Source organism: Pontibacillus yanchengensis Y32, assembly GCF_000770635.1.
Taxonomy (GTDB): Bacteria; Bacillota; Bacilli; order Bacillales; family BH030062; genus Pontibacillus; species Pontibacillus yanchengensis.
Genome location: NZ_AVBF01000040.1, coordinates 1 through 22,423 on the forward strand (window position 1 = coordinate 1; position 22,423 = coordinate 22,423).

Consider the following 22,423-nt stretch of genomic DNA (forward strand, 5'->3'; position numbering starts at 1 on the left):
TATTTTACATAAAAGGGTTATATTTGAAGTCATGCAAGGCTAGTGTGCCAGACCCCCATGACACTACCGCGTTACCACTTTACAGTGATGGGGGTCTGGCACCGAAAAGGCACGAAAGGGCGGCACCGCAAAAGACAGACAACACAAAAAAAAAGCACCTCTCCCACTCGGGAAAGGTGCTAATTATTTATTCGTCTAAGTCAAAATCGGTTACTGCTCCTTTTGCGGAGGAGGAAACGAGTTTGGCGTATTTGGCTAGTGCGCCTGTTTTGTATTTCATAGCTGGTTTCTTCCATTCTCTCTTACGTCTCTCATATTCTTCTTCAGATACTTCAAAGTTAATTTGCTGGGTTTCACTATCAATGACGACAGTATCGCCATTTGCCAGATAGGCAATTGGTCCACCTGCTTGTGCTTCAGGTGCTACGTGTCCAATTACGAAACCGTGAGATCCACCTGAGAAGCGTCCGTCTGTAATAAGGGCAACTTTTCCGCCTAGTCCTTTTCCTACAATCATCGCTGTAATGGAAAGCATTTCTGGCATGCCAGGTCCACCTTTTGGCCCAACATGACGAATGACTAGTACATCGCCCTCTTTGATTTCATTGTCCATGATGGCCTGTGTCGCATCTGCTTCACTATCATATACCTTAGCTGTACCTTCAAAGCGACTGATCGTTTGACCTGACATCTTAGCTATAGCCCCTTCAGGCGCTAGATTACCTTTTAACAACACTAGTGGTCCGGAATCCTTGATTGGTTGATCTAACGGACGAATAACTTCTTGATCTTCATGCAGGGAAGGCACTACTTGTAAATTCTCAGCAATGGTTTTACCCGTAACGGTTAAACAATCCCCGTGTAATAAGTCATTCTCTAATAGAAGCTTCATGACACCAGGTACGCCACCTATTTCATACAGGTCTTGCATAACATATTTACCGCTTGGCTTTAAGTTTGCGATATGTGGTACACGCTTACGTACTTCCTCAAAATCATCCACTGTAAAATCAACACCTGCTGAATGAGCCATCGCTGTTAGGTGAAGTAATGCGTTGGTAGAGCCACCTAGCGCCATCACTACTGTAACGGCGTTTTCGAACGCTTCTTTCGTCATAATGTCGCGCGGATAAATTTCTTTTTCCAATAGGTTTAGAACCATTTCGCCCGCCTGACGACATTCTGTTTCTTTATAATTATTAACAGCTGGAGTTGATGACGAACCAGGAATACTCATACCTAGGGCCTCAACGGCTGCTGCCATTGTGTTTGCTGTGTACATTCCACCACAAGCACCTGCGCCTGGACAGGCATTACATTCTACCTGATGCAACTCTTCCTCATTGATGGTTCCTTGATGGTATTGACCAACCGCTTCAAAAGAGGAAACGATATCAATATCTTTTCCATTTAATTTACCAGGCTGAATCGTGCCACCATATACATATACAGAAGGAATATTCATTCGTGCTAATGACATAACACAACCAGGTGTTGTTTTGTCACAGCCACCAATCGCAACAACACCATCTAAACGTTCCGCATTGGAAACTGTTTCAATGGAGTCAGCAATAATTTCACGACTTGGCAACGAATAGTGCATTCCTTCATGCCCCATCGCAATTCCATCTGAAACGGTAATCGTATTAAAAATCATAGGAGCTCCGCCGCTGTTGCCTGCTCCTTCTTTTGCTTCTCTAGCAAGTCCGTCGATATGGATGTTACATGGCGTTACCTCACTCCATGTGCTTGCAATGCCAATCATTGGTTTCTTAAAATCTTCATCTTCAAATCCAACCGCTCTCAACATGGAACGATTTGGAACCCGGTTAGCACCTTCGCTGATCACTTTACTGCGGATGCGTAGGTCTTTGTTATTTTCCATATGCTTCATCCTTCCTTACTAGATACATATCCTATACGATTCCATATCTATTAAAAATTTTAGATTATTTACTATAATACTAATGTCTATCCTGATTATCAACAGAATTCTCTGAATATATTTGTTATTCAGACATTCCTATCTATTCTTCGCGATTCAGATCTCATTCAACTGGTTTTTGTAGGATTCAAATCGTTCTAACGCTTCGTGAAGTTGATCTTCTGAATTAACCAATCCAATCCGCACGAAGCCTTCCCCGTATTCACCAAATCCTATTCCAGGTGCAACAACCATTCGTGCTTTTTCTATTAAATCATCCGCAAATGATTCACTCGTAAATCCTTCAGGCACCCGCATCCACATAAAAAACGACCCTTTTGGCGGGGCAACATGCCATCCCTGCTTCTGCAAACCTTCAACTAGAATATCCCTGCGCTTTTGATACATGGAGACCAGATCCTCTACACTCTGTTGAGAATCCAACAGAGCCGTCGCTGTTGCTTCTTGAACCGCTCCAAACAGACTAACAAATTGATGGTCTTGAATAAGCTCCAACGCTTGAATCACACTAGGATTTCCAACAGCAAAAGCTACACGCCATCCTGCCATATTAAACGTTTTAGACATCGTGTACATCTCCACTCCAACATCTTTTGCGCCAGGTACTTGCATAAAGCTGAGCGGTTTTTCGCCATCAAATCCAATCGCACCATAGGCAAAATCATGTACAACACAAATATCATTCGCTTCCGCTAACTCCACCGTTTTATCAAAAAAGGCTCGATCAGCAACAGCCGACGTCGGATTATTGGGATAGTTTAAGAACATTAATTTGGCACGATCTAGCGTTTCTTGATCAAGTTGCGTATAGTCAGGGAGAAAATTATTCTCTTCTAATAAAGGCATTGTTTTCATCTCCGCATTGGCAAGGGCCACTCCTGACCAATAATCCGGATAACCTGGGTCAGGCATAAGCGCCAGGTCGCCTTCGTTTAGAAAACACTGACTCACTTCTACGAGGCCGGTTTTACTACCAAACATAATTGCCACTTCATTCTCCGGATCAAGATCGACGTCATATTCCCTCTTATAAAAGCTCGCCACCGCTTCTTTTAAAAACGAAAATCCTTGGAAGGGAGAGTATTTATGATACTCCGGTTTTTCAGCAGCTTGCTGAAGAGATTGGACGATATGCTCGGGAGTTGGCTGATCTGGGTTTCCTTGCCCTAAGTTAATCATTTCTGGTCCTTCTAATTGCTTCGCTTCATTCACTTTCTTTACAAGCTTGGCAAAAAATTGCTCTGGTAACCTCTGCATTGCATCTGACTGTTTAAATTCTTTCAAAGTTGAAGTCCCTCCCTCATTAAGTATAGTAATATTTTTTGATGTTTTTGAAAAGTCTAATAATTGATGTTATACCTAGTTCTTGCTTTTGTAAAGGGATAAAGGATGGATGACTTGAGAAATTCACACAAAGCTATCTATGTACGATGCCGTTCTTTTATAATAAATAACACTACCACTATCACATCAATGTAACGCAAAGGGATGAGATCAGCCTAATTTTCTAAAAACTCTTAACATAATACTGGTTGAATTTTCTATAATTTTCTATAAAGTAAAGGATGAGGGATTGTTATACTACTTACATCCTATCCATCTATTTAAAGGGGAGTATTAACTATGAAGCAACAAGCTACACCGTATTTAACGTTTAACGGAAACGCACGGGAAGCACTAGAATTTTATAAAGGAGTGTTTGAAGGGGAAATCCTAGACGTTCAAACATTCGGAGAAGCTGATTACCCAACGCCTCAAGAGATTGATAACCACATTATGCACGCACGATTTCAAAAAGAGAATCTTCTACTTATGTTCTCCGATTCCTTCCTAGACCACAACGTAACAGCTGGAAACAATATTTCCTTAGCGCTTGAATTAGAAACAGAAGATGAAATCAAAACGTACTACGACCGCCTAAAGGAAAACGGCACAGTACATATGGAACTTCAGGATACTTTCTGGGGTGCAACCTTTGCAAAAGTACAAGATTCATTCGGCGTTATTTGGGATTTGAATTTTCAAAAGAGTGAAGGTTAAATCGTAAGGATGTAACAGACTTGCTTATGCGAGTCTGTTTTTTAATTGTATAGCGTATAAAATTCAATGCTTGTGTATAACTAAAAAAGTGAAGTTGCCACGTCCAGCTCCAGCGCCCAGCGACTAGTATGCTTCCCTCGCCTCCGTACGATAAGTTAACATTGAATCACTCATGTTTTCGTGTTGCCTTTATCTCCTATGGTATCAGGTGAAGTTCGATTAAGATCGCTGCATCGTGCAGCAACATCGAACCAACCTACGTCTTGTAGGCCGCAGCATATACGTCGCTATCAGGGCGCTTGCGCTTTTGTCCTTACATAAATTGGTCTTCATAAGATCTCCGTTAGTAGATAAATCTACCATGTTATAACACCGTAATTATTAGTGAATTTATCTCAAAAAGTTAACAGATTCTCATTTTTTAAGATTTTATATACAATTTGTATCTCTTTCCAAACCAAAAATATTCCAATCAATACAGATAAGATGTGATGTACAGATAGAAGATAAAAATTCCAATGTAAGCTTGTATTCAGTTGAAATACTTTTATAAAAAGGGCGTACAACAAGATGAATATTGTGCCTGTTACCATAACAAAATAAATAAATTTCGAAGCTCTATTTTTAACCCTTATATTTTGTAATCTTTCACAAAAGAAAACAATTAATATTATTAAACTATTTAAAAATGTTATCACCAATGGGCTCATCCCCAGCAGCGCTCCTAAACCTGGCTCCATGCTGGAAAATTCCTCGTTTAAGTAAGAAGTAAAATATGCACTACTTACTCTTTCTCTAGCTCCTATATATCCCATAATCAACCAAATTGAAAACAAAGTTACCGTTTGCTTTCTCGCATTTATATAGTTTAACAACTTTACCTCCCCCCTTTTTTGGTAAAATTCTTGAGGGTAGTATATCATTCAAAAAATTTCTTACATAAAACCAGGAACCATTTTCGAAAACATGCGTCAAACTTATGCATAGAGGAGAGTGATGAGACATGGAGTTAAGTTCCCAGCAGCTAAACAAGATTATACAAGATGAGAGAGCTAAAGAAACCTTTATAGAACAATTGATTAAAGAATATCACCAATCCATCACGCGATTAGCGTTTACGTATGTTAAAGATCAACCACTTGCTGAAGAAGTAACGCAAGATGTGTTTTTAACATGCTTTCACAAGATTGAATCGTTTCGAAATGATTCTTCTATTAAAACATGGTTGTATCGAATTACGATTAATAAATCTAAAGATCAATTGCGTAAACAGAAATTCATCGATCTTCTCCCATTTCAACCTGACGAAACAATCAAGAAGTAGTAGAAAAACATCACCCTGAATCGATCTTAACCGCTAAGTTCGAATACAAAGTCCTATCAGAAAGTGTATTATCGCTTCCGACTAAATTCAAAGAAGTTATCTACATGCACTATTATGAAGAAATGAAAATACAAGAAATTAGTCAGGTATTATCCATTAAGATAAATACGGTAAAAACACGATTAAATCGTGGTCGAAACATACTAAAAGAAACGTATGAGGAGGCAACCAAATGAACATAGATGAAAAGTTAGCCCATTTAAGAGAAGCTATGGACAAGTCCTCCCTAAAAAATGTCACATCAGATGAACAAAAAATCTCTGATTATGTCTTTTCCAAAAAACATAAACGTTCCTCCATATTCAGTAACTCTAAAAGGACTCTACAAATAACAACTAGCATTATTGGGGTCCTAGCATTATGTATATTAATGATTTACACGAGCATGGGAGATAACAATTATTTCAATCCTTCTGACCCTGGCGAACAACCTTTCGTCGATCCCTTCGTAGCAAAAGAGAAGGAAAAGTACCAAGTTGTCGTTGTTCACTCAACCTCAACTGAGGAGTCAGAATGGAATCACCTTTACAAGAAACAACCAATTGAACAATATGTATCTAATACACGTGTTTTGAATAAAGAGTCAAAAAAAGCTCAGTCCTTAATTTCAAGATACTCAAATGAAGAGGAAAAAACTAGATATCCAGTCGCTTTTGTTTTTAATTCAGAGCAAATGGTTTTCAAAACATCAGAAAAAGAGCAATTAAAAACCTATTTAACAAGCTTACATACTCCCCCTGCTGAAAAATCACCACTCGGAGAGTATATGCTTGCAGGAATCACGCTTGGTCAACCCTTTCAAAAAGTAACCGATACACTTGGAAGAACGGCAGACGTCTTCAAAGCAAGGGAAGATCAAAACCAAGGACCAGTTATGCTATTTAGAGAGGAAGGCTCCTTCGCCATTAATGTGACGTTGGACAACAACCAACACACGGTAAATGGAATTAATGTATATGTTGATCAATTGAAAAACGAAGAATGGAAGAAGAAGGTACCTAGTACTAAACAGGAAAGCATTGAAACGTTTGGAAATCCTAAAGACATCAAAACGTACAAATGCCAGGACAATAGCACGTGCACCATTCACACATATAACGATATGTATGTGAGATTTAAAGCTAACAGCAACGACATTGCTAACATTGAGTACCTTTCTCCAGAAAGACAAAGACAATACAAACAACGATTTTTATCAAAAGAAAAAGGCAAGTATTACGTCGTACTCATACAAGGAGAAGCTTCCAATGCAGGCGGGAGCGAATGGGATGATGTAATAAGGGAACAGTTGAGTACGAAAATGACAGGGTACACATCTTCTCCGGGGCTAGTTGGAGACTTTGATTTTTGGTTTATTAATCGGTACAACGTAAAAGAAGCACCTGTGGCTGTGGTGACGGATACAGAAGGAATGGTATTCAAAGCTCATACAGTTGAGGAGTTGAAGGAATTTTTTGAAGAGAAATAGGGTAATGAAGTGCAGGGATTGTCCTGCACTTTTTTATGGTTACTGTTATTTCTTTGAGAACCTCGTATGGAATGTGTGTTATTTAAAAAAATCAGCCTAATCTCTTGGACCTTTCATCAATCTAGTAACATTTAGTTTTCACGTTGGTAATAATCCTTCCTCATTAATCCCATTAAAATGGAGTCGTGGTACTCCCCATTGTAGTACAAATCTTCTTTAATTCGACCTTCTTCCTTAAAGCCTAATTTTTCGTACGCTTTTATTCCCCTTGTATTGAAAGCAAATACATCTAGTCCAATTCGATTCAAGTTTAAAATATCGAATCCAAATGCAATTAATAATGACAATGCTTCTGTCCCGTAACCATTTCCCCAATAAGCATGATCGAAAATAGAAATCCGTACGACAGATTTACGGTTTTGGTGATCAATATCTAACATTGCTAACTCGCCAATTGGTTGATCTGTTCCCTGTAAACAAATAATCAAGTCAATTCGAGAATCATCTGTTGATATGCGTTCATACCAAGTTTGCACACCTTTACGACTGAATACCGCTTGAGTCCCAGTTAATTTTCTGCCTTCCTTATCCCATAGTGCTTTTTTATAGAACAGATCTAAATCTTCTTCTTCAATCGGTCGTAGGTACACTCTATTTCCTTCTAAAAATTTAATATTATTTTCCAACACGAAAGCGCCCTCCTTTATGATGTCTGCATATAATAGTAACGTAAGTTGAGATAAATACTAGAAAAAAACCAACTAGTGATTGTAACTTCCTCCATCAAGGTATAAAATCCACTTATAGATTGAATTGAAATAGGCCACCATTATAAATGAGGAGACTTAGTATGGCGCAAACTCGCATCAGTAAATTCAATAATTTCTTAAACCGATTAAGCCCTTTTCAAGTAATTATTTTATTTTATCTTTCTGCTGTTGTTATCGCTTCCTTTTTAATCGGTCTTCCGTTTCTCCATAAAGAAGGAGTTCATCTTTCTCTTATAGATATCGTCTTTACAGCGGTAAGTGCTGTTAGCGTAACGGGGTTGACTGTCGTTTCCACCCCTGATGTTTTCAATACGCCGGGGTATTTCGTATTGATGTTCATCCTTCAATTCGGAGGGATTGGGGTAATGACGCTAGGGACTTTCATTTGGCTAATGCTCGGACAAAAAATCGGCCTAAAAAGGAGACAACTTATAAAAACAGATCAAAACCGTAATACATTCTCAGGTATGGTCTCCCTCATCAAACAAATCCTCCTCATTATTATTTTAATTGAAGCTATAGGTGCATTAATTCTTGGCATCTATTTCCTTCAATATTTCCCTACGGCTGGGGAGGCTTTCATACAAGGGATGTTTGCTTCCGTAAGTGCGACCACCAACGCTGGCTTTGATATTACTGGCTCTTCCCTCGTGATGTTTGAACATGATTATTTTGTTCAAATGATTAATATGACCCTCTTGATACTAGGAGCTATAGGATTCCCAGTATTGATTGAAGTCAAGGATTACCTTACAAACCCAAAACAGGAGTTATTCAAGTTTTCTTTATTTAGTAAGCTAACCTCTGTGACGTTCGGTGCGCTGGTCGTCGCCGGAGCAATATTAATCTATTTGTTCGATCGCACTCATTTCTTTCAAGGGAAATCCTGGCATGAATCGATTTTTTATGCACTATTCCAATCTGTAACCACAAGAAATGGCGGTTTGGCTACCATGGATGTCAGCGAATTTACCATCCCTACTTTACTTGTCATATGTATTTTGATGTTCATTGGCGCATCTCCAAGTAGTGTAGGTGGGGGGATTCGAACGACAACCTTTGCGATTACGCTTTTGAGTGTTATTTCCTATGCTCGAGGAAAAAGAGACGTTCGGGTGTTTAGAAGAGAAATCGATCCAGAAGATATTTTCCGTTCTTTTATCGTGGTGAATACTGCAGTCACGATCACTGGATTAGCTATTATATTGTTAAACGTGTTTGAGCCAGAATTCACTCTGATTCAATTAATGTTTGAAGCTTGTTCAGCATTTGGAACGACAGGCTTATCTACAGGAATCACACCAGATTTACACGGGCCGGGCAAAATCATCATTATATGCTTAATGTTCATAGGTAGAATCGGAATTTTTTCCTTCCTATTCATTTTAAGAGGAAAAACACCTAGAACAAAGTATCACTATCCTAAGGAACCTATGATTATTGGGTAAAATATGCTCTTATTAGAATTAGAAGTTTATTAAAAATGTCCTTGTGGATGATTTAATTTGGGAAGATCTCACGGATAAGAGGAAAAAATTGAAGATTCGAATAGCTGTTATTTTTGGAACTGCGTAATTTGTTTGTGGATTTTTGAGTTTTTCAAGTTTTACTTTTGAGGAGTTGTGATTTGAATCATTTATGAAGTAATACTCATTAAGAAGTGAGTATGCAGTAGTACCAGGGGATGTAAAGAAGCATTTAAAACAAAGTAACGGAAAGTACCTATGTGATCTGTTTGGAATAAAAGCTTTTTACTCATTACGCAAATCAGGTACTTTCCCATTTCATGTCATATTAATAAACTCGTGCTCCTTTTATTTTTTAAATGGATTTCTTCTTAGTTTATTTTGAGATTTAGTAGCTTTTGTTTTTCCACCTTGCATGGAAGCATTGTAGTGATTAACCTCTTGGCTAGTTTGATAATCCTTCTCAAAAAGTTCACGTGCTTTGATAAACATGTTCATTTTGTAACCCTCCTTGAAATTTCTTATTAATAGGTTTCCCTTTGTATTTGAGAGTAAAACTAAGGAATTTGATTTCTATTCTAGTTATCTTCCGTTGTTTGCGACTCACGAATATCTAAGGGCTTATTTAGAAATATACCACGCTTAATCGGTTCTTCACACTAGTTTTTTCGAATTTATTTAAAAAAGTTTATAAACTATATGCTGTATAAAATGGCTTTTCTAGATGAATTGTTTAAATAGTAAATCCAGTACATAAACCACCAATTCTAGTGACCTTAAACACTGTCATAATAGGATTTTCGTCATCACCTCTTCCATTACATCTATCTTGAAATAATCCTTTCTTTTATAAAAAACACCTTTGCATCTGTACAACTTTTAGTAAGTGTACCTCTGCAAAGGTGTTACATGTCTAGTAGAGTAGTTTGACGTTCGTTATTCTATCTGGTATGGATCGGTAGCGGGGCATTAGATGAGATAAATCCTTTTTTGACTAATTCATGCCAGAAGTCATTCGGAATATTTCTTTGTATCATTTCTAGATCTTCTTTGATTCGATCTGGACGAGTTGACCCAGGAATCACTGATTTAACAGCAGGATGGGAAGTTGAAAACTGAAGCGCTGCAGCTTTCAGAGGAACATTGTATTTTTTCCCTATTTCGTTCATTTGGTTTACTCGTTCTATAATATCAGAGCCAGCTTTCGCATAATTAAAATGATCCCCACCTAGTAATACGCCGGAGTTATAAGGGCTTCCTACTACGATATCTACATCTTTTTCTTCAGCCGTTGTCATCATTCGCTGTAGCGCTCTTTCATGTTGTAATAGCGTATATTGAGTAGCAGACAAGCATACATCTGGTTTCGTTTCCTCTAGCTCCATCGCTAATTCAATCGGTTCAGTTGTATTAACACCTAGTCCCCAGGATCCAATGACTCCTTCCTCCTTCAGGCGTGATAACACGCGAAATGCTCCTTTTCTAGCTTCATCAAATTTCGCTATCCACTCATCACCATGAAAATCAGGGGAAACATCGTGCACAAATACCATATCCAAGCGATCCGTCTTCAACCGCTCCAGGCTTTGTTCAATAGACTTTAGCGTAGCATCCTCTGTGTAATCTGTAATGACTTTATTGTCACGAGCATACTGGAATAAGCCTTCTTTATCTTCCTTTTCATTTGTTACATAACGCCCTACTTTTGTACTTAACACATAATTATCACGATTATAATTCGATAATACTTCCCCAACACGCATTTCTGCTAGACCAGCTCCATAAAAAGGGGCTGTATCAAAATAACGTACTCCCTGATCCCAGGCAGTTTGAATCGTCGTCTGCGCTTCCTCTTCCGGAACTTCCCTAAACATATTTCCTAAAGGAGCTGTACCAAGACCTACTTTATGCTTTAATGCATCTTCTAGTGATTTCATCGTTCTTTCCCTCCTGTATAAATAAATTCATACAGGTGTATATCCAACTAAGGTAGAAATAAAACTTGGTGACTATTTAGTTATGCTTCAGGGAAAAAGCATTGTATGAGAACAATTAGGAGGACAAATTCATGAAAAAGGTTATACTAACGACTCTTATAATCGTAGTGTTAACAAGCTGCTCAAATAATACGTATGACAATCATGAAACGTCCACCATGACTGGAGAGGTAACGAACATACATCGAGATTTTATATTTGCAGATGTTCTTTATGTTGATGAAAAACCCTTCCATGTTAAAAACATATCTGATTTTGAAGTTGGGCAAAGGGTGAAAGTAACATATATAACCACAACAAAAACGGAAGCATGGGTTGCAGAAGATATTATTGTGGAAGATGTAGAAATACTAGAATGAAAACTCTTCATTGACTTATAAAGTTCACTATGAGAATTATTTTGTATGGATGACAACAATAACATTTACTATTTCTTCTAAGTTTATTTTGCTAGTGTTGAATAGTGCTTGTAAGAGTTATTTTGAATTCCCGTTCCTAAGCACTCTACAATAAAGTCAAAGGTCCTCGATATATCATTCAGGAAAAATTTTGAACCTGTCTATTTTTCGTATTATAATAAAGGAGATTATATAAAGGAGGAGTATAATGGCCAAACATAAGATCTACACAATGAGTTTCGCAAGTGTTTATCCACATTATATTACGAAGGCGGAGAAAAAAGGACGCTCCAAAAACGAAGTGGATGAAATAATCCGTTGGTTGACAGGGTATAGCCAGGAAGAGTTAGAAGCACAACTGGAAAAACAGACAGACTTTGAGAACTTCTTTGCGGAAGCACCCAAACTGAATCCTTCCAGGTCTTTGATCAAAGGGGTTGTCTGCGGCGTTCGTGTGGAAAACATCGAAGAGCCAACTATGCAAGAAATTCGTTATTTGGACAAACTGATTGATGAGTTAGCAAAAGGAAAATCGCTTGAAAAGATCTTGCGGAAGTAATATTTAATGAGAAGACACTGAATACCTTATAAAGGTCCGTTTCTTGGTAAACTTGTCAAACTAACACATTCCCAAAATCATAGGATGGCTCTTCGCCCTTAGGAAAATGACTTAGATTCGGAATAAATACTAATTCTTTGTTAAACTATTGCTTTTAGTTTAATATTTGACATCTAACTATCTCTTTTAAAAACATTTATTATAAATAAGAATGAAATCCGGCTAAAATTATACAATATCGTCCCTTGGTGAGATATTACTCCCTACTGACAATTCACTGCTTTCACTATAACTAGCACTAAGTATAATCCACCAGAAATCAATCTTCTCTGTTTTTAAGTAGTAAATGATTTAGAATTGGAAATCCCCATCCTTCATTAACTCGACTTCCGTTCCACCTTCTTTAATACCCACTACTCTCATATCTTCGGTACCAAAGGTCACATTGACTAACAAAAGTGAAGTATTCAAACCCGCTGCCTTCAACTCTTCCTCAGATTGGTGAATGCCATTTTGAATATTAGAGGGAGATGCATTTCCAATTCCAATATGACAGGACGTATTTTCATCAAACAAGGTATTATGAAAAAGAGTATCTGCCTGAGCAAGAGGAGATGTATTAGAGACCAAGGCAATTTCACCTAGGTAATGTGAACCTTCGTCTGTTTCGATGAGATTTTGTAACACTTCCTGTCCCTTCGCGGCATAATAGTCTGTAATCCGTCCATCTTTAAAAATTAGATAAAATTCATCGATGACACTTCCCCCATAGATAAGAGGTTTAGTACCTACCAATTTGCCATTCACCTTATTTTTATGGGGAGCAGTAAATATTTCTTCCGTAGGAATGTTCGGAAAGAAAGGTATACCATTTTTATCTTTGACACCCCCACCGATATAGTGATGATGTTTAGGTAGACCAACTACTAAATCAGTTCCGCTGCTATTTGTAAAATGCAGGGCTTCAAATTGGCTCTCGTTTAGGAATTTTTTTCGAGACTCGAAGGCTCTATTGTGCCGCTCCCAATCTTTTGTAGGATTTTCCCCATCTGCCCGAGATCCTTTTAAAATTAATTTCCATAATGATTGTAAAGCTTCTTCTGTACTTAGGTTTGGAAATACTTTATTTGCCCATACAACGTTTGGCACAGCTAGGAGACACCAGCGTACCTCGTGGGATCTAATTTTCGCATAATGATCCCTCAATTTAGTACGAGAAGCTTTTTGGTAACGATTGATCCTTTGTGTAGCAACCTCTGTAAAGACATCTAAGTTCTCAGAAATAATATGGATGTAAGCAGCGCCTGCATCCTCCCACTCCTTAAAACGGGCAGCCTGCCAATCAGGAAAGTGGTCAATGACACTATCTGCTGCATTTATGTAGAATTCTTTGGTGGACTGTTCATCTGTCCAATCTATATATACATTTGATGCTCCTGCCTCGTACGCTACCGTTTGGATTAGACGTGCAAACGTAGCATTTTGTATATCACTATGAATAATTAATAATTGATTTTTTTGCAGATTCACCCCAGCTCGTACAGCAAGTTCTGCATACTTTTTTAACTGTGCTTCACTTATAAATTGATATATATCTTTAATCATTTACTATCTCCCCTATGATGTTCTTGTAAAACTTCACTGCAAAACCTTGCCCTACTTTAACTAACCTGGATAGTTAGATTAAATAGATTTTTTCACAATTCAAAATCCAATTAAAATTTTAGCATAATTCACCAATTAATAACCCGCAAATACTTAATCAAGACAAAAATAAAGCGCTAACCTTTTTTCAGGTTTGCGCGCTAACATTGATAATTTGAATTTGTGATAGTTTTTCATCCATACATTACTAACTTTATTGATCAAAGTCCCTTTCAGCATGCATAATTCTAACAACTTCTAGAACTTCTCACATGTCTCTATAAATAATTCTATAAGTACCGAGAATTTTTTCCCTAATAAAGAGATTTTTTAGCTCAGGTACAATTTTTCCTGAAAGCGGGAATATAGATACTTGCTCAATGGCTTCAGGTATTATTCGCCCATATTTTTCAAATCATGTGATATATAAATGCAGATTTTATCTAAATCATATCCATCTTCTCTTTTACTTCAGTATGAGTAAAAGATTGACAGTTTGCGCATTATATCTTCTGTGGTTGCTGTTTCAGGTAACTCATTAATAAGTTTGATAACATCTTCTTTATCACCCATATGAAGAACCACCTCTAAGTACCTTTACATCCATTATAAAAGTTCTGGTGTCCCCATTACTAATACGGAGGGGGAATAAAAAATATTAGATTCTACACATTTTAAAAGTTCCCTTCATTTATCTCGAAATCTTTATATTACGCAATAAAGCAAAAAGTTTCCTAATATAAAATAAAGCATAAGCTTCCCAACCGGAAAACTTATGCTTTATTTAACATAAAAAAATCCACCAACTTATGTATTGGTGGAGACGGTGGGAATCGAACCCACGTCCAGAGATATCGCCACTAAAGCTTCTACGAGCGTAGTCGATATATTGTCATTCGCTGTCAATTCGGCCTACCGACAGGCTTCCTTGCAGCTAGTCTTATTGTGTTCTTCGTTCATCCTAAGACGGCGAATGAACGTATAGCCCGCTTCAGTTTGAGACCCTTCAATCTACCACACGGGCGATGGCAGGAAGGATCCTCTAGGCAACTGCTTATGCAGCTGCTAGAGAGTAATTGTTTTCTTCGCCAGTTATATTTAGGCAATGGCTTTTTACGAGTAGCCGCTCGACTCGCAACTAAAGCTCGATCTATCCCTGTCGAATCCGTAACGTCCCCATGAATGAGAACTGAACGGAGATGAGCTGTTGCACTCACTATTCAGTTGAAAATGTTCGTTTTTGCTTCAACGACATATACAAGTATAACACATAGCCAGCTGATTTCAAAGGATAACGACTGGTATCTGCTGGAAACCTACTCCTAGTATCCACTATTCTTAATAGCGCGGTCTATATCACGCTTCGCTTGTTTACGCTTCAAGTCTTCCCGTTTATCATATTTCTTCTTACCTTTACCTAACCCAATTAGTACCTTTGCTACACCATTTTTAATGTACATTTTTAGTGGTACCAAGGAATATCCTTGCTGTTGGGTTTCGCCGATTAAGCGGTCAATCTCCTTACGGTGGAGGAGTAATTTACGCATTCGGGTAGGTTCATGGTTGAATTGGTTTCCTTGTTCATAAGCAGAGATGTGCATGTTATGAATGAATACTTCGCCTTTATCCACTCTGGCAAAGGCTTCTTTCATATTGACACGCCCTGCACGAATCGACTTGATTTCAGTACCTTTCAAAACGATTCCTGCTTCAAATGTATCTTCTATATAAAAATCATGATTGGCTTTACGATTTTGTGCGACTACTTTTCCTTGACCTTTTGGCATGACCAGTTCCTCCTCGTATTGCGTAAGCTATATTGTATCAAATTTGAGGAATGTTTTCCAGTTCCTATACTTCAACCTTTCCCATCTCACTTTTTACAAAACCTTAAAGCTTTTACATAGACAAAATAGCTTGGCATGTGAGAATATATGATTTGGAAAAATGGCTCGAACTTATGAAATAAACTTAATAGTAGCCATCATTCATAGACATTAAAGGGGGTATAACCGTGATGAACGGAGTACTACAAGTGAGACGGTTAGACGTTCAGGATCATGAGGCCGTAAGTAATATGGAAACAGGTATTGAAGACGATTATGTTGTTCGCATCTTCCCTGACTTAATTAGTCGTCGTAACAATGTTGTCTATGGATTATTCGATGGTGATCAAATTATCGCCGTTGCAGGCTATACAACGTTCTACGATCAATATGCCATGCTAGGACGTTTGCGTAGTGATCGGCGTTATCACGGTAAAGGTCATGCAACGTATTTATTAAAGCAAATTATTAATGAAGTTCATCAACACCCTAGCATCAAGTGGATTGGTGCGAACACCCAGATCTCTAACTCACCAGCCAGAAAGGTATTAGAAAAGCTTTCTATTCCACAGATGACTTCCTTTTATCCTGCCAAGGTGACCCATCCCCACCTCCTCGAAGGAATAGATGGCCCTTTATGGGATAAAATCACAGATAGAGATAGGAAGAGAGAGTTATTGCAGTCCCTCTCCATTGATGTGTTTCCTTATGAAGCATATTATCCGTTACCGTTTGATGAGATTTATCTCACAGATGATTATCTGGACGCAAGCGCATGTTACTTGAGCCCCACCGGCGATCGCTTCATGATGATTAGAGAAGATCAAAAGAAATACCTTTATGCCAATGTAAAATACTTCTGGAACGACGCATTCAAGCAGCCTGGTTTTTGGAAAACGGTACTCCATGAGTCAGAGCAACACACTGATATTGATGGGGTCTGGATGGATCTTACACAGGATGCATATGCACAAATCCCTGATACAGATGTCATGGAAGTGGGAGAACCTTGGATGCTTCATGGCTTATTTGTTTAAAATAATTAATTAATACAGAAGAAGCCTTGCCAACTTAATGGCAAGGCTTCTTTTTTATTATTTCTTCTTTTTCTTTCCTTTAGGAACGCCACTGTTTTGATAGAATGGCTTATTACTTTTTCCCTTTTTATTGCTTTTCGCATTATTCTTCTTATAAGAAGACTTATCTTTTTCTTTTTTCGTGTTGATTACTTTCGGACGACTAGGACGGGAGCTTGGTTGATTTTTCTTAGGCGGTTCCATACCGACGATTTCAAAATCAACAACACGTTCCTCCGTGTTTACATTAATACATTTAACCGTCAGTTCATCTCCGATACGGAACACATTGCCCGTACGTTCACCAATCATAGCGTATTGACGTTCTTCAAAGTGGTAGTAATCATCTGTCAGGTAGCTTACGTGCACGAGACCTTCAATTGTGTTAGGTAGCTCTACGAATAGACCAAAATTGGTTACAGAACTGATAACACCTTCGAATTCTTCGCCAACCTTATCCTGCATATACTCCGCTTTCTTTAGATCATCTGTTTCACGCTCAGCATCAACTGCTGCTCGCTCACGCTCAGAAGAATGACGAGCAATATCAGGAATCTCTTCCTTCCAGTGTTCAGTCGTTTTGTCATCTACTTTTCCTTCTATTATATACGTGCGAATTAAGCGATGCACGATTAAGTCAGGATAACGACGAATTGGTGACGTGAAATGCGTGTAGTAATCAGAAGCCAATCCAAAGTGACCAAGGTTATTGGCATCATAACGAGCTTGTTGCATAGAACGAAGCATCAATTTGGAAATAACCATATCCTCTTGGGTACCTTTAACAGCCTCTAGCACTTCTTGCAGTGCTTTTGGATGGATATCTTTTGCTGTACCTTTCACCACATAACCGAAGTTCGTAATGAATTCGAAGAAGTGTTGAAGCTTAGCAGCATCCGGTTCTTCGTGAACACGGTGAATAAACGGTACGTTCATCCAATGGAAATGCTCATCAACAGTTTCGTTAGCCGCTAGCATAAACTCTTCAATTAATCGTTCGCCAACAGAACGTTCACGAAGTTTTACATCTTCTGCTTTACCTTCTTCATCGACAAGCACCTGCGCTTCTTTAAAATCAAAGTCAATCGCTCCTCGCTCTAAACGCTTTTGGCGAAGGATACTAGCTAGTGCTTCCATATTTTTGAACATTGGAACTAGACTTTCATATTGACTTTTTGTTTCCTCGTCATCTTCTACGAGGATCTTATTTACTGCGTCATACGTCATTCGTTCATTTGTCTTGATGACACTTTGGAAGATGTCGTGATTGACAACCTCACCACTTTCGTTAATTTCCATTTCACAAGATAACGTTAGACGGTTTACTTGTGGATTCAAGGAACAAATGCCGTTCGATAAACGGTGTGGAATCATTGGAATCACACGGTCCACTAGGTAAGAACTTGTACCTCTTTCATTTGCTTCTTTATCAATAGGCGAACCTTCTTCTACATAGTAGCTTACATCTGCGATATGAACTCCAAGATGATAGTTACCATTCTCCAGCTTACGTACAGCAACCGCATCATCTAAGTCTTTGGCGTCTGCACCATCAATTGTAACGATTTGTTGATCTCTTAAATCACGACGGTTTTTGATTTCGACTTCCGAAATCTCATCTGGTGTATTGTGCGCCTGTTCCATCACTTCATCCGGGAATTCGGATTTGATGCCATGTTTGTGAATGATTGCCAGAATATCAATACCTGGGTCATTTTTATGGCCGAGAATTTGAACGACTTCCCCTTCTGCACTCATACGTGCTTCCGGATATTTCGTGATTTTTACAATCACTTTGTGACCATCTACCGCTCCATTGGTAGCATTCTTCGGAATAAAAATATCATTAGGAATCCGTTTATCGTCTGCTATAACGAATCCAAAGTATCCATTGTCATCATACGTACCGACAATTTCATTTGTATTTCGTTCTAGAATACGAATAACAGTACCTTCTGGTCGCTTGTCATCTTCTCTATTTGTTTCCGTACGAACCAACACTCGATCATTGTTCATTGCTGAATGCAGGTCAGAGTGATGGATGTAAATATCATCTTTATCTTCATCATCAGGGATGAGAAAGGCGAATCCTTTTTGGTGCATTTGGATTCTACCTCTAGTTAAATTCATTTTTTCTGGAAGACCGTAGCGATTTTTTCGAGTACGTACAAGCTCGCCTTCTTCTTCCAATTCATTTAGTGTCTTCATTAAACTTGAAAAATCCTGGTCTTCATCATACTGAGCCATCTCTTCTATTTCCTGAACAGAAAGAGGCTTCGACGTATTTTCATGTATGAAGTCCATGATTTGTTGCTTTAATTCTTGACTCATACTATTCACCTTCCTTTTATTACCGTATATTGTCTTCTTATTATTCCACAGACCAATCAAGCGATTCTAAGAATTGATAAATATCTTCATGTAATGCCTCTTTTTCCTTGTCGAGGGTAATGATATGTTCCGAATCCTCGTACCATTTGATTTCTTTATGATCCGCTTCTACATGGTTATAAATGTACGTTGCACTATCTGTATTGATCATTTTATCCTTTTGGGCTTGTACAACAAACGTAGGAGCATAAATCATATCAACATTGTCATGTACTTCTTTAATTAATTTTCCTAATTCAGTAAAGGTTTCTGTGGAATCAGCTAGAATGTCATCTAGCTCTTGCTGAATCGTTTCTTCTGATTTCTTCTCTAATTGTTTGTATTCTTTTCCGAATTGCCTGAACCCTTGCTTTAACTCTTCTTCATTATCATAAAAAACAGGAGCACACATAGGGATCATAGCTTTGACTGGTTTACTGTAAGCCAATTTAAGTCCAAGCGCGCCTCCTAAAGAAAGCCCCGCGACAGCAATCTCTTCATAGCCTAAGTCTTGAAGATGTTGAAACGCATCTTGAACATCCTGCCACCAATCCTTTGGTGTATATTTAACTACTTCCTCAGGTTCTTGCCCATGACCACTAAAAATAGGTGCATGACATGTGTACCCTTGTTTTTGTAAGTATCGTCCTAGCATTCTTACGTCAGCAGAATGACCAGTAAAACCATGTAATAATAATACCGCACGATTACCTGCTTCAAACGTAAAAGGTTGAGGTTGTTTTATTTTCATATAATGTTCAACTCCTTTTTCATAGATGAATGGTTTGTCTAAAATCGCTTAAACTAGTTGGGAATGAATATAAATTTTACGCGTCAGTTTAATTTAGAAGATAAGGAATAATATGAGAATGATTCCATATTACCATACCTTATTCTAGCGAGGCGACTTTTCCAGATTCGCTACTATACTTCACGATAGAGGGAGTTTCTAAACATGGAGAAGAAAAGCTCAGGGCGCCCGCTTGGCGTTCCGGTGTTGGCGGTTGCCCCTATTTTTCGATTCTCGCTCCGAAATCGAAAAAAGTCGCTCCAGAAACGTGCAATACAGAACTGATCTACGTGGCTCCACGCAATAAATATGGATTAATTTACAAAATGATAGTTAATGGAAAAAATGCTCTTAATCTTGAGGTTAATACTTGAAGAGGATTAAGCTGGGGGAATTTAATAAAAAAACAACGAGCTAAAGAAAACTCGTTGTTCTATAGTACATATCCAATTAAGAATGTAAGCACGAAGAAAAGAACAGCTGTGACAATTGTAGCCTTGTGCATTACAGCATCCATTCCACGGGCTTTTTGTTTACCAAAAACCTGTTCAGCTCCACCTGAAATAGCTCCAGCTAATCCAGCGCTCTTACCTGATTGTAGAAGAACAAGTGTAATAAGTGCAATTGCATCAATAACGAGTAATGTAACGCTTAAACCATACATACGATCCACCTCCTAAGACGGACAATACCTAATGATAATGTAGCATAAAATAGACAACTCAGCAAGAAAGTATTCAATAATTTGGATTTGCTTTCTTACAACGCTCTCCACTATGTTCAAATCACTATCTTTTACCTTTCTTTTTTCTATATGAATATAATGATCATAGCCTTACATTTTCCATTGCGGAATTTTTTAAATAGTATTTTATTTTAATTTCTGAGCATTTATGATTGATTGCCTGTGTATTGTTTGATACTTTTTGGATGGTTTTGATTGTTTTTGATTGATTTGTGAAAGGGCTTCCTTTATGATGAGATTAAGGTACTTATAGGAGGAATGAATCATGCTGACTCCTCAGCGACAACAACTAATACTTGACTTACTACATGATCAACAAACAGTCAAATTACATGAATTCGTGCAGGCAACAAATGCTTCTGAATCCACTATTCGTCGGGATTTGCAGCAACTTGAAGAAAAAAACTTGCTCAAACGCGTCCATGGCGGAGCTTCCATACTCCATCAAAAACGGGAAGAATTAAGCATCCCTGAGAAATCAACCAAAAACCTTCAACAAAAAAAGCAAATTGCTATGCTTGCTGCTTCCTTCATTCGTGATGGTGATTGTGTATTTTTAGATGCAGGCACAACAACGTATGAGATGATCCCTTATATGAAAGATAAACATCTCACTGTTGTGACGAACGGCCTTAGCCTCATCGATGCATTAATTGATCATAATATTGAGGCGTATGTTACTGGAGGGTTTGTAAAACATAAAACTAGGGCATTGATTGGTAGCGGCGCCACTTCAGGGCTTACCAATTATAGATTTGATAAATCTTTTCTAGGTGTAAATGGTATCCATCCCTTTTACGGCTATACAACACCTGACCCTGAAGAGGCTGTAGTAAAAAGCACTGCCTTGGCATATTCGCAAGAAGCCTTTATTTTAGGAGATTCTTCAAAATTAAATGAAGTAACCTTTTCCAAAGTAGCTGACTTAGATATGGCTCAACTCATTACGAATGAAGAGAACGAAGATAGAATTAGTCTTTATAAAGAGAAAACTACAGTAAAGGTTGTGTCACCATGATTTATACGGTTACGTTAAATCCTTCTATTGACTACATTATGCATGTAGATGCATTCGAAGAGGGAGGCTTAAACAGAGCTACAAAGACGTATTACTACCCAGGTGGTAAAGGGATTAACGTCTCAAGAGTGTTAAGCAAACTTGATATTTCTACTACTGCACTTGGATTTATTGGAGGATTCACCGGTCAATTTATACAAGAAGCTTTAGAAGAAGCACACGTGAATCATAACTTTATAAATACAGGACAAAAGACGCGCATTAATGTCAAATTAAAATCTTCTGATGAATCGGAAATAAATGGTCCAGGTCCTGAGATAACAAATGATCAGCAGCACGAGTTACTTCAACAAGTTGACCAATTAAGTAAAGGCGATTTTCTAGTCGTTGCGGGAAGTATTCCGAAAACGATGCCTCCTTCCTTTTACAAGGAAATGGCTAAGCGGTGTGAGGAAAACGAAGCACGCTTTGTGGCTGATACATCTGGTGAAGCGCTTGAGGACCTTATCGGTACGAAAACATTTTTGTTAAAACCAAATCACCATGAACTAGGAGAACTCTTTCAAACTACAATTGAAACAAAAGAAGATGCCATCTATCACGCCAAGAAATTAATGGATAAAAGCGCTGATAACGTCATTGTAAGCATGGGCGGAGATGGAGCTATCCTGGTTAATCATGAATACACTCTTTTTGCAAATGTCCCTAAAGGGGAAGTGAAAAACTCCGTTGGCGCTGGGGATTCTGTAGTATCTGGTTTTCTTGCAGGTTATGAGAAGACGCAAGATGTGAAGGAAGCTTTTGCGTACGGTGTGGCTGCTGGAAGTGCTACTGCTTTTAGTGACGATTTGGCTGAAGCTGAATACATTCATGAGCTTAGAGAGCAAGTGAATGTGGAAGTACTATCATAACGAGGAGGGGAATAAA

Annotated in this window: 22 protein-coding genes and 1 other RNA gene; 10 read left to right on the forward strand and 13 right to left on the reverse strand. The window is 38.2% G+C overall.

Going from position 1 to position 22,423, the window contains the following annotated elements:
- Window positions 1–187 precede the first annotated feature (187 nt).
- The gene (ilvD, locus tag N782_RS13745; protein ID WP_036821177.1) at window positions 188–1,885 is read right to left on the reverse strand and encodes a dihydroxy-acid dehydratase; all 1,698 of its coding nucleotides are present in this window, start codon (window positions 1,883–1,885) and stop codon (window positions 188–190) included.
- A 156-nt stretch (window positions 1,886–2,041) separates the two neighbouring features.
- A complete protein-coding gene (locus N782_RS13750; RefSeq protein WP_036821180.1) occupies window positions 2,042–3,229 on the reverse strand; it encodes a pyridoxal phosphate-dependent aminotransferase in 1,188 nt (395 codons plus the stop codon).
- A 339-nt stretch (window positions 3,230–3,568) separates the two neighbouring features.
- Here N782_RS13750 and N782_RS13755 point away from each other — a divergent pair, with 339 nt between their 5' ends.
- Window positions 3,569–3,985 (forward strand): VOC family protein, encoded by a 417-nt coding sequence (locus tag N782_RS13755; protein WP_036821183.1) that lies wholly within the window; start codon window positions 3,569–3,571, stop codon window positions 3,983–3,985.
- 395 nt (window positions 3,986–4,380) lie between these two features.
- Here N782_RS13755 and N782_RS13760 read toward each other — a convergent pair whose 3' ends face one another.
- Window positions 4,381–4,860, reverse strand: coding sequence for a hypothetical protein (locus N782_RS13760; RefSeq protein ID WP_036821186.1), 480 nt, complete (start codon window positions 4,858–4,860; stop codon window positions 4,381–4,383).
- Window positions 4,861–4,988: 128 nt separating this feature from the next.
- On the opposite strand from N782_RS13760, the gene N782_RS13765 reads away from it, so the two are divergent.
- Genes N782_RS13765 through N782_RS13775 form a run of 3 tightly spaced genes read left to right on the forward strand, consistent with a single transcriptional unit; the run spans window position 4,989 to window position 6,837 of the window.
- Window positions 4,989–5,309, forward strand: a complete 321-nt coding sequence (locus N782_RS13765; RefSeq protein ID WP_036821188.1) for a sigma-70 family RNA polymerase sigma factor — start codon at window positions 4,989–4,991, stop codon at window positions 5,307–5,309.
- A 23-nt stretch (window positions 5,310–5,332) separates the two neighbouring features.
- Window positions 5,333–5,545, forward strand: a complete 213-nt coding sequence (locus N782_RS22105; protein WP_084103097.1) for a sigma factor-like helix-turn-helix DNA-binding protein — start codon at window positions 5,333–5,335, stop codon at window positions 5,543–5,545.
- Entirely contained in the window at window positions 5,542–6,837 is a 1,296-nt protein-coding gene (locus N782_RS13775) for a hypothetical protein (protein WP_036821190.1), read from the forward strand. Before N782_RS22105 ends, N782_RS13775 begins: the two co-directional genes overlap by 4 nt.
- Before the next feature lie 131 nt (window positions 6,838–6,968).
- Here the strand turns inward: N782_RS13775 and N782_RS13780 are convergent, their stop codons facing one another.
- Window positions 6,969–7,526: a GNAT family N-acetyltransferase gene (locus tag N782_RS13780; RefSeq protein ID WP_036821193.1), complete on the reverse strand. Its 558-nt coding sequence runs from the start codon at window positions 7,524–7,526 to the stop codon at window positions 6,969–6,971.
- Window positions 7,527–7,687: 161 nt separating this feature from the next.
- Here N782_RS13780 and N782_RS13785 point away from each other — a divergent pair, with 161 nt between their 5' ends.
- A complete protein-coding gene (locus N782_RS13785; protein ID WP_052111350.1) occupies window positions 7,688–9,055 on the forward strand; it encodes a TrkH family potassium uptake protein in 1,368 nt (455 codons plus the stop codon).
- A 366-nt stretch (window positions 9,056–9,421) separates the two neighbouring features.
- On the opposite strand, the gene N782_RS21575 is transcribed toward N782_RS13785, so the two are convergent.
- Together N782_RS21575 and N782_RS13790 are read right to left on the reverse strand one after the other, a co-directional pair.
- On the reverse strand, window positions 9,422–9,571 hold the full coding sequence (locus N782_RS21575) for a hypothetical protein (RefSeq protein WP_160850202.1): 150 nt from the start codon (window positions 9,569–9,571) through the stop codon (window positions 9,422–9,424).
- Between the two features lie 443 nt (window positions 9,572–10,014).
- Window positions 10,015–11,010: an aldo/keto reductase gene (locus N782_RS13790; protein ID WP_036821196.1), complete on the reverse strand. Its 996-nt coding sequence runs from the start codon at window positions 11,008–11,010 to the stop codon at window positions 10,015–10,017.
- A gap of 131 nt (window positions 11,011–11,141) precedes the next feature.
- Between N782_RS13790 and N782_RS13795 the strand changes: the two genes are divergently transcribed.
- Both N782_RS13795 and N782_RS13800 read left to right on the forward strand, forming a co-directional pair.
- Window positions 11,142–11,429 (forward strand): membrane lipoprotein lipid attachment site-containing protein, encoded by a 288-nt coding sequence (locus N782_RS13795; protein WP_036821199.1) that lies wholly within the window; start codon window positions 11,142–11,144, stop codon window positions 11,427–11,429.
- Window positions 11,430–11,676: 247 nt separating this feature from the next.
- The gene (locus N782_RS13800; protein WP_036821202.1) at window positions 11,677–12,027 is read left to right on the forward strand and encodes a DUF2200 domain-containing protein; all 351 of its coding nucleotides are present in this window, start codon (window positions 11,677–11,679) and stop codon (window positions 12,025–12,027) included.
- 351 nt (window positions 12,028–12,378) lie between these two features.
- On the opposite strand, the gene N782_RS13805 is transcribed toward N782_RS13800, so the two are convergent.
- The 3 genes from N782_RS13805 to smpB form a co-directional block, all read right to left on the reverse strand.
- Window positions 12,379–13,632 carry an aminopeptidase gene (locus tag N782_RS13805; protein ID WP_036821205.1) on the reverse strand — a complete coding sequence of 418 codons (1,254 nt, stop codon included), beginning with the start codon at window positions 13,630–13,632 and terminating at the stop codon, window positions 12,379–12,381.
- Between the two features lie 854 nt (window positions 13,633–14,486).
- Window positions 14,487–14,849: a transfer-messenger RNA gene (gene ssrA, locus N782_RS21075) on the reverse strand.
- A gap of 144 nt (window positions 14,850–14,993) precedes the next feature.
- Window positions 14,994–15,458: an SsrA-binding protein SmpB gene (gene smpB / locus N782_RS13810; protein WP_036821208.1), complete on the reverse strand. Its 465-nt coding sequence runs from the start codon at window positions 15,456–15,458 to the stop codon at window positions 14,994–14,996.
- A 230-nt stretch (window positions 15,459–15,688) separates the two neighbouring features.
- Between smpB and N782_RS13815 the strand changes: the two genes are divergently transcribed.
- Complete coding sequence (locus N782_RS13815; protein ID WP_036821262.1) at window positions 15,689–16,534, forward strand: GNAT family N-acetyltransferase; 846 nt, start codon at window positions 15,689–15,691, stop codon at window positions 16,532–16,534.
- Between the two features lie 57 nt (window positions 16,535–16,591).
- Here N782_RS13815 and rnr read toward each other — a convergent pair whose 3' ends face one another.
- The 4 genes from rnr to N782_RS22205 all read right to left on the reverse strand — a co-directional run bounded on the left by rnr (window position 16,592) and on the right by N782_RS22205 (window position 20,674).
- Window positions 16,592–18,904: a ribonuclease R gene (gene rnr / locus N782_RS13820; RefSeq protein ID WP_036821210.1), complete on the reverse strand. Its 2,313-nt coding sequence runs from the start codon at window positions 18,902–18,904 to the stop codon at window positions 16,592–16,594.
- 40 nt (window positions 18,905–18,944) lie between these two features.
- A complete protein-coding gene (locus tag N782_RS13825) occupies window positions 18,945–19,694 on the reverse strand; it encodes an alpha/beta hydrolase (protein WP_036821213.1) in 750 nt (249 codons plus the stop codon).
- Window positions 19,695–20,166: 472 nt separating this feature from the next.
- The gene (gene secG / locus N782_RS13830; RefSeq protein ID WP_036821216.1) at window positions 20,167–20,397 is read right to left on the reverse strand and encodes a preprotein translocase subunit SecG; all 231 of its coding nucleotides are present in this window, start codon (window positions 20,395–20,397) and stop codon (window positions 20,167–20,169) included.
- 163 nt (window positions 20,398–20,560) lie between these two features.
- A complete protein-coding gene (locus N782_RS22205) occupies window positions 20,561–20,674 on the reverse strand; it encodes a hypothetical protein (RefSeq protein ID WP_152600776.1) in 114 nt (37 codons plus the stop codon).
- A 69-nt stretch (window positions 20,675–20,743) separates the two neighbouring features.
- Here N782_RS22205 and N782_RS13835 point away from each other — a divergent pair, with 69 nt between their 5' ends.
- Window positions 20,744–21,496: a DeoR/GlpR family DNA-binding transcription regulator gene (locus N782_RS13835; protein WP_036821219.1), complete on the forward strand. Its 753-nt coding sequence runs from the start codon at window positions 20,744–20,746 to the stop codon at window positions 21,494–21,496.
- A complete protein-coding gene (gene pfkB / locus N782_RS13840) occupies window positions 21,493–22,407 on the forward strand; it encodes a 1-phosphofructokinase (protein ID WP_036821221.1) in 915 nt (304 codons plus the stop codon). The genes N782_RS13835 and pfkB overlap by 4 nt, the downstream gene beginning before the upstream one ends.
- The last annotated feature ends 16 nt before the right edge of the window (window positions 22,408–22,423 follow it).

Excerpts from the sequence above, each read along its gene's own strand:
- ilvD (WP_036821177.1), bottom strand. The coding sequence starts at position 1,885 with ATGGAAAATAACAAAGACCTACGCATCCGCAGTAAAGTGATCAGCGAA.
- N782_RS13755 (WP_036821183.1), top strand. The coding sequence starts at position 3,569 with ATGAAGCAACAAGCTACACCGTATTTAACGTTTAACGGAAACGCACGG.
- N782_RS13765 (WP_036821188.1), top strand. The coding sequence starts at position 4,989 with ATGGAGTTAAGTTCCCAGCAGCTAAACAAGATTATACAAGATGAGAGA.
- N782_RS13775 (WP_036821190.1), top strand. The coding sequence starts at position 5,542 with ATGAACATAGATGAAAAGTTAGCCCATTTAAGAGAAGCTATGGACAAG.
- N782_RS13785 (WP_052111350.1), top strand. The coding sequence starts at position 7,688 with ATGGCGCAAACTCGCATCAGTAAATTCAATAATTTCTTAAACCGATTA.
- N782_RS21575 (WP_160850202.1), bottom strand. The coding sequence starts at position 9,571 with ATGAACATGTTTATCAAAGCACGTGAACTTTTTGAGAAGGATTATCAA.
- N782_RS13790 (WP_036821196.1), bottom strand. The coding sequence starts at position 11,010 with ATGAAATCACTAGAAGATGCATTAAAGCATAAAGTAGGTCTTGGTACA.
- N782_RS13795 (WP_036821199.1), top strand. The coding sequence starts at position 11,142 with ATGAAAAAGGTTATACTAACGACTCTTATAATCGTAGTGTTAACAAGC.
- N782_RS13800 (WP_036821202.1), top strand. The coding sequence starts at position 11,677 with ATGGCCAAACATAAGATCTACACAATGAGTTTCGCAAGTGTTTATCCA.
- N782_RS13805 (WP_036821205.1), bottom strand. The coding sequence starts at position 13,632 with ATGATTAAAGATATATATCAATTTATAAGTGAAGCACAGTTAAAAAAG.
- smpB (WP_036821208.1), bottom strand. The coding sequence starts at position 15,458 with ATGCCAAAAGGTCAAGGAAAAGTAGTCGCACAAAATCGTAAAGCCAAT.
- N782_RS13815 (WP_036821262.1), top strand. The coding sequence starts at position 15,689 with ATGAACGGAGTACTACAAGTGAGACGGTTAGACGTTCAGGATCATGAG.
- rnr (WP_036821210.1), bottom strand. The coding sequence starts at position 18,904 with ATGAGTCAAGAATTAAAGCAACAAATCATGGACTTCATACATGAAAAT.
- N782_RS13825 (WP_036821213.1), bottom strand. The coding sequence starts at position 19,694 with ATGAAAATAAAACAACCTCAACCTTTTACGTTTGAAGCAGGTAATCGT.
- secG (WP_036821216.1), bottom strand. The coding sequence starts at position 20,397 with ATGTATGGTTTAAGCGTTACATTACTCGTTATTGATGCAATTGCACTT.
- N782_RS13835 (WP_036821219.1), top strand. The coding sequence starts at position 20,744 with ATGCTGACTCCTCAGCGACAACAACTAATACTTGACTTACTACATGAT.
- pfkB (WP_036821221.1), top strand. The coding sequence starts at position 21,493 with ATGATTTATACGGTTACGTTAAATCCTTCTATTGACTACATTATGCAT.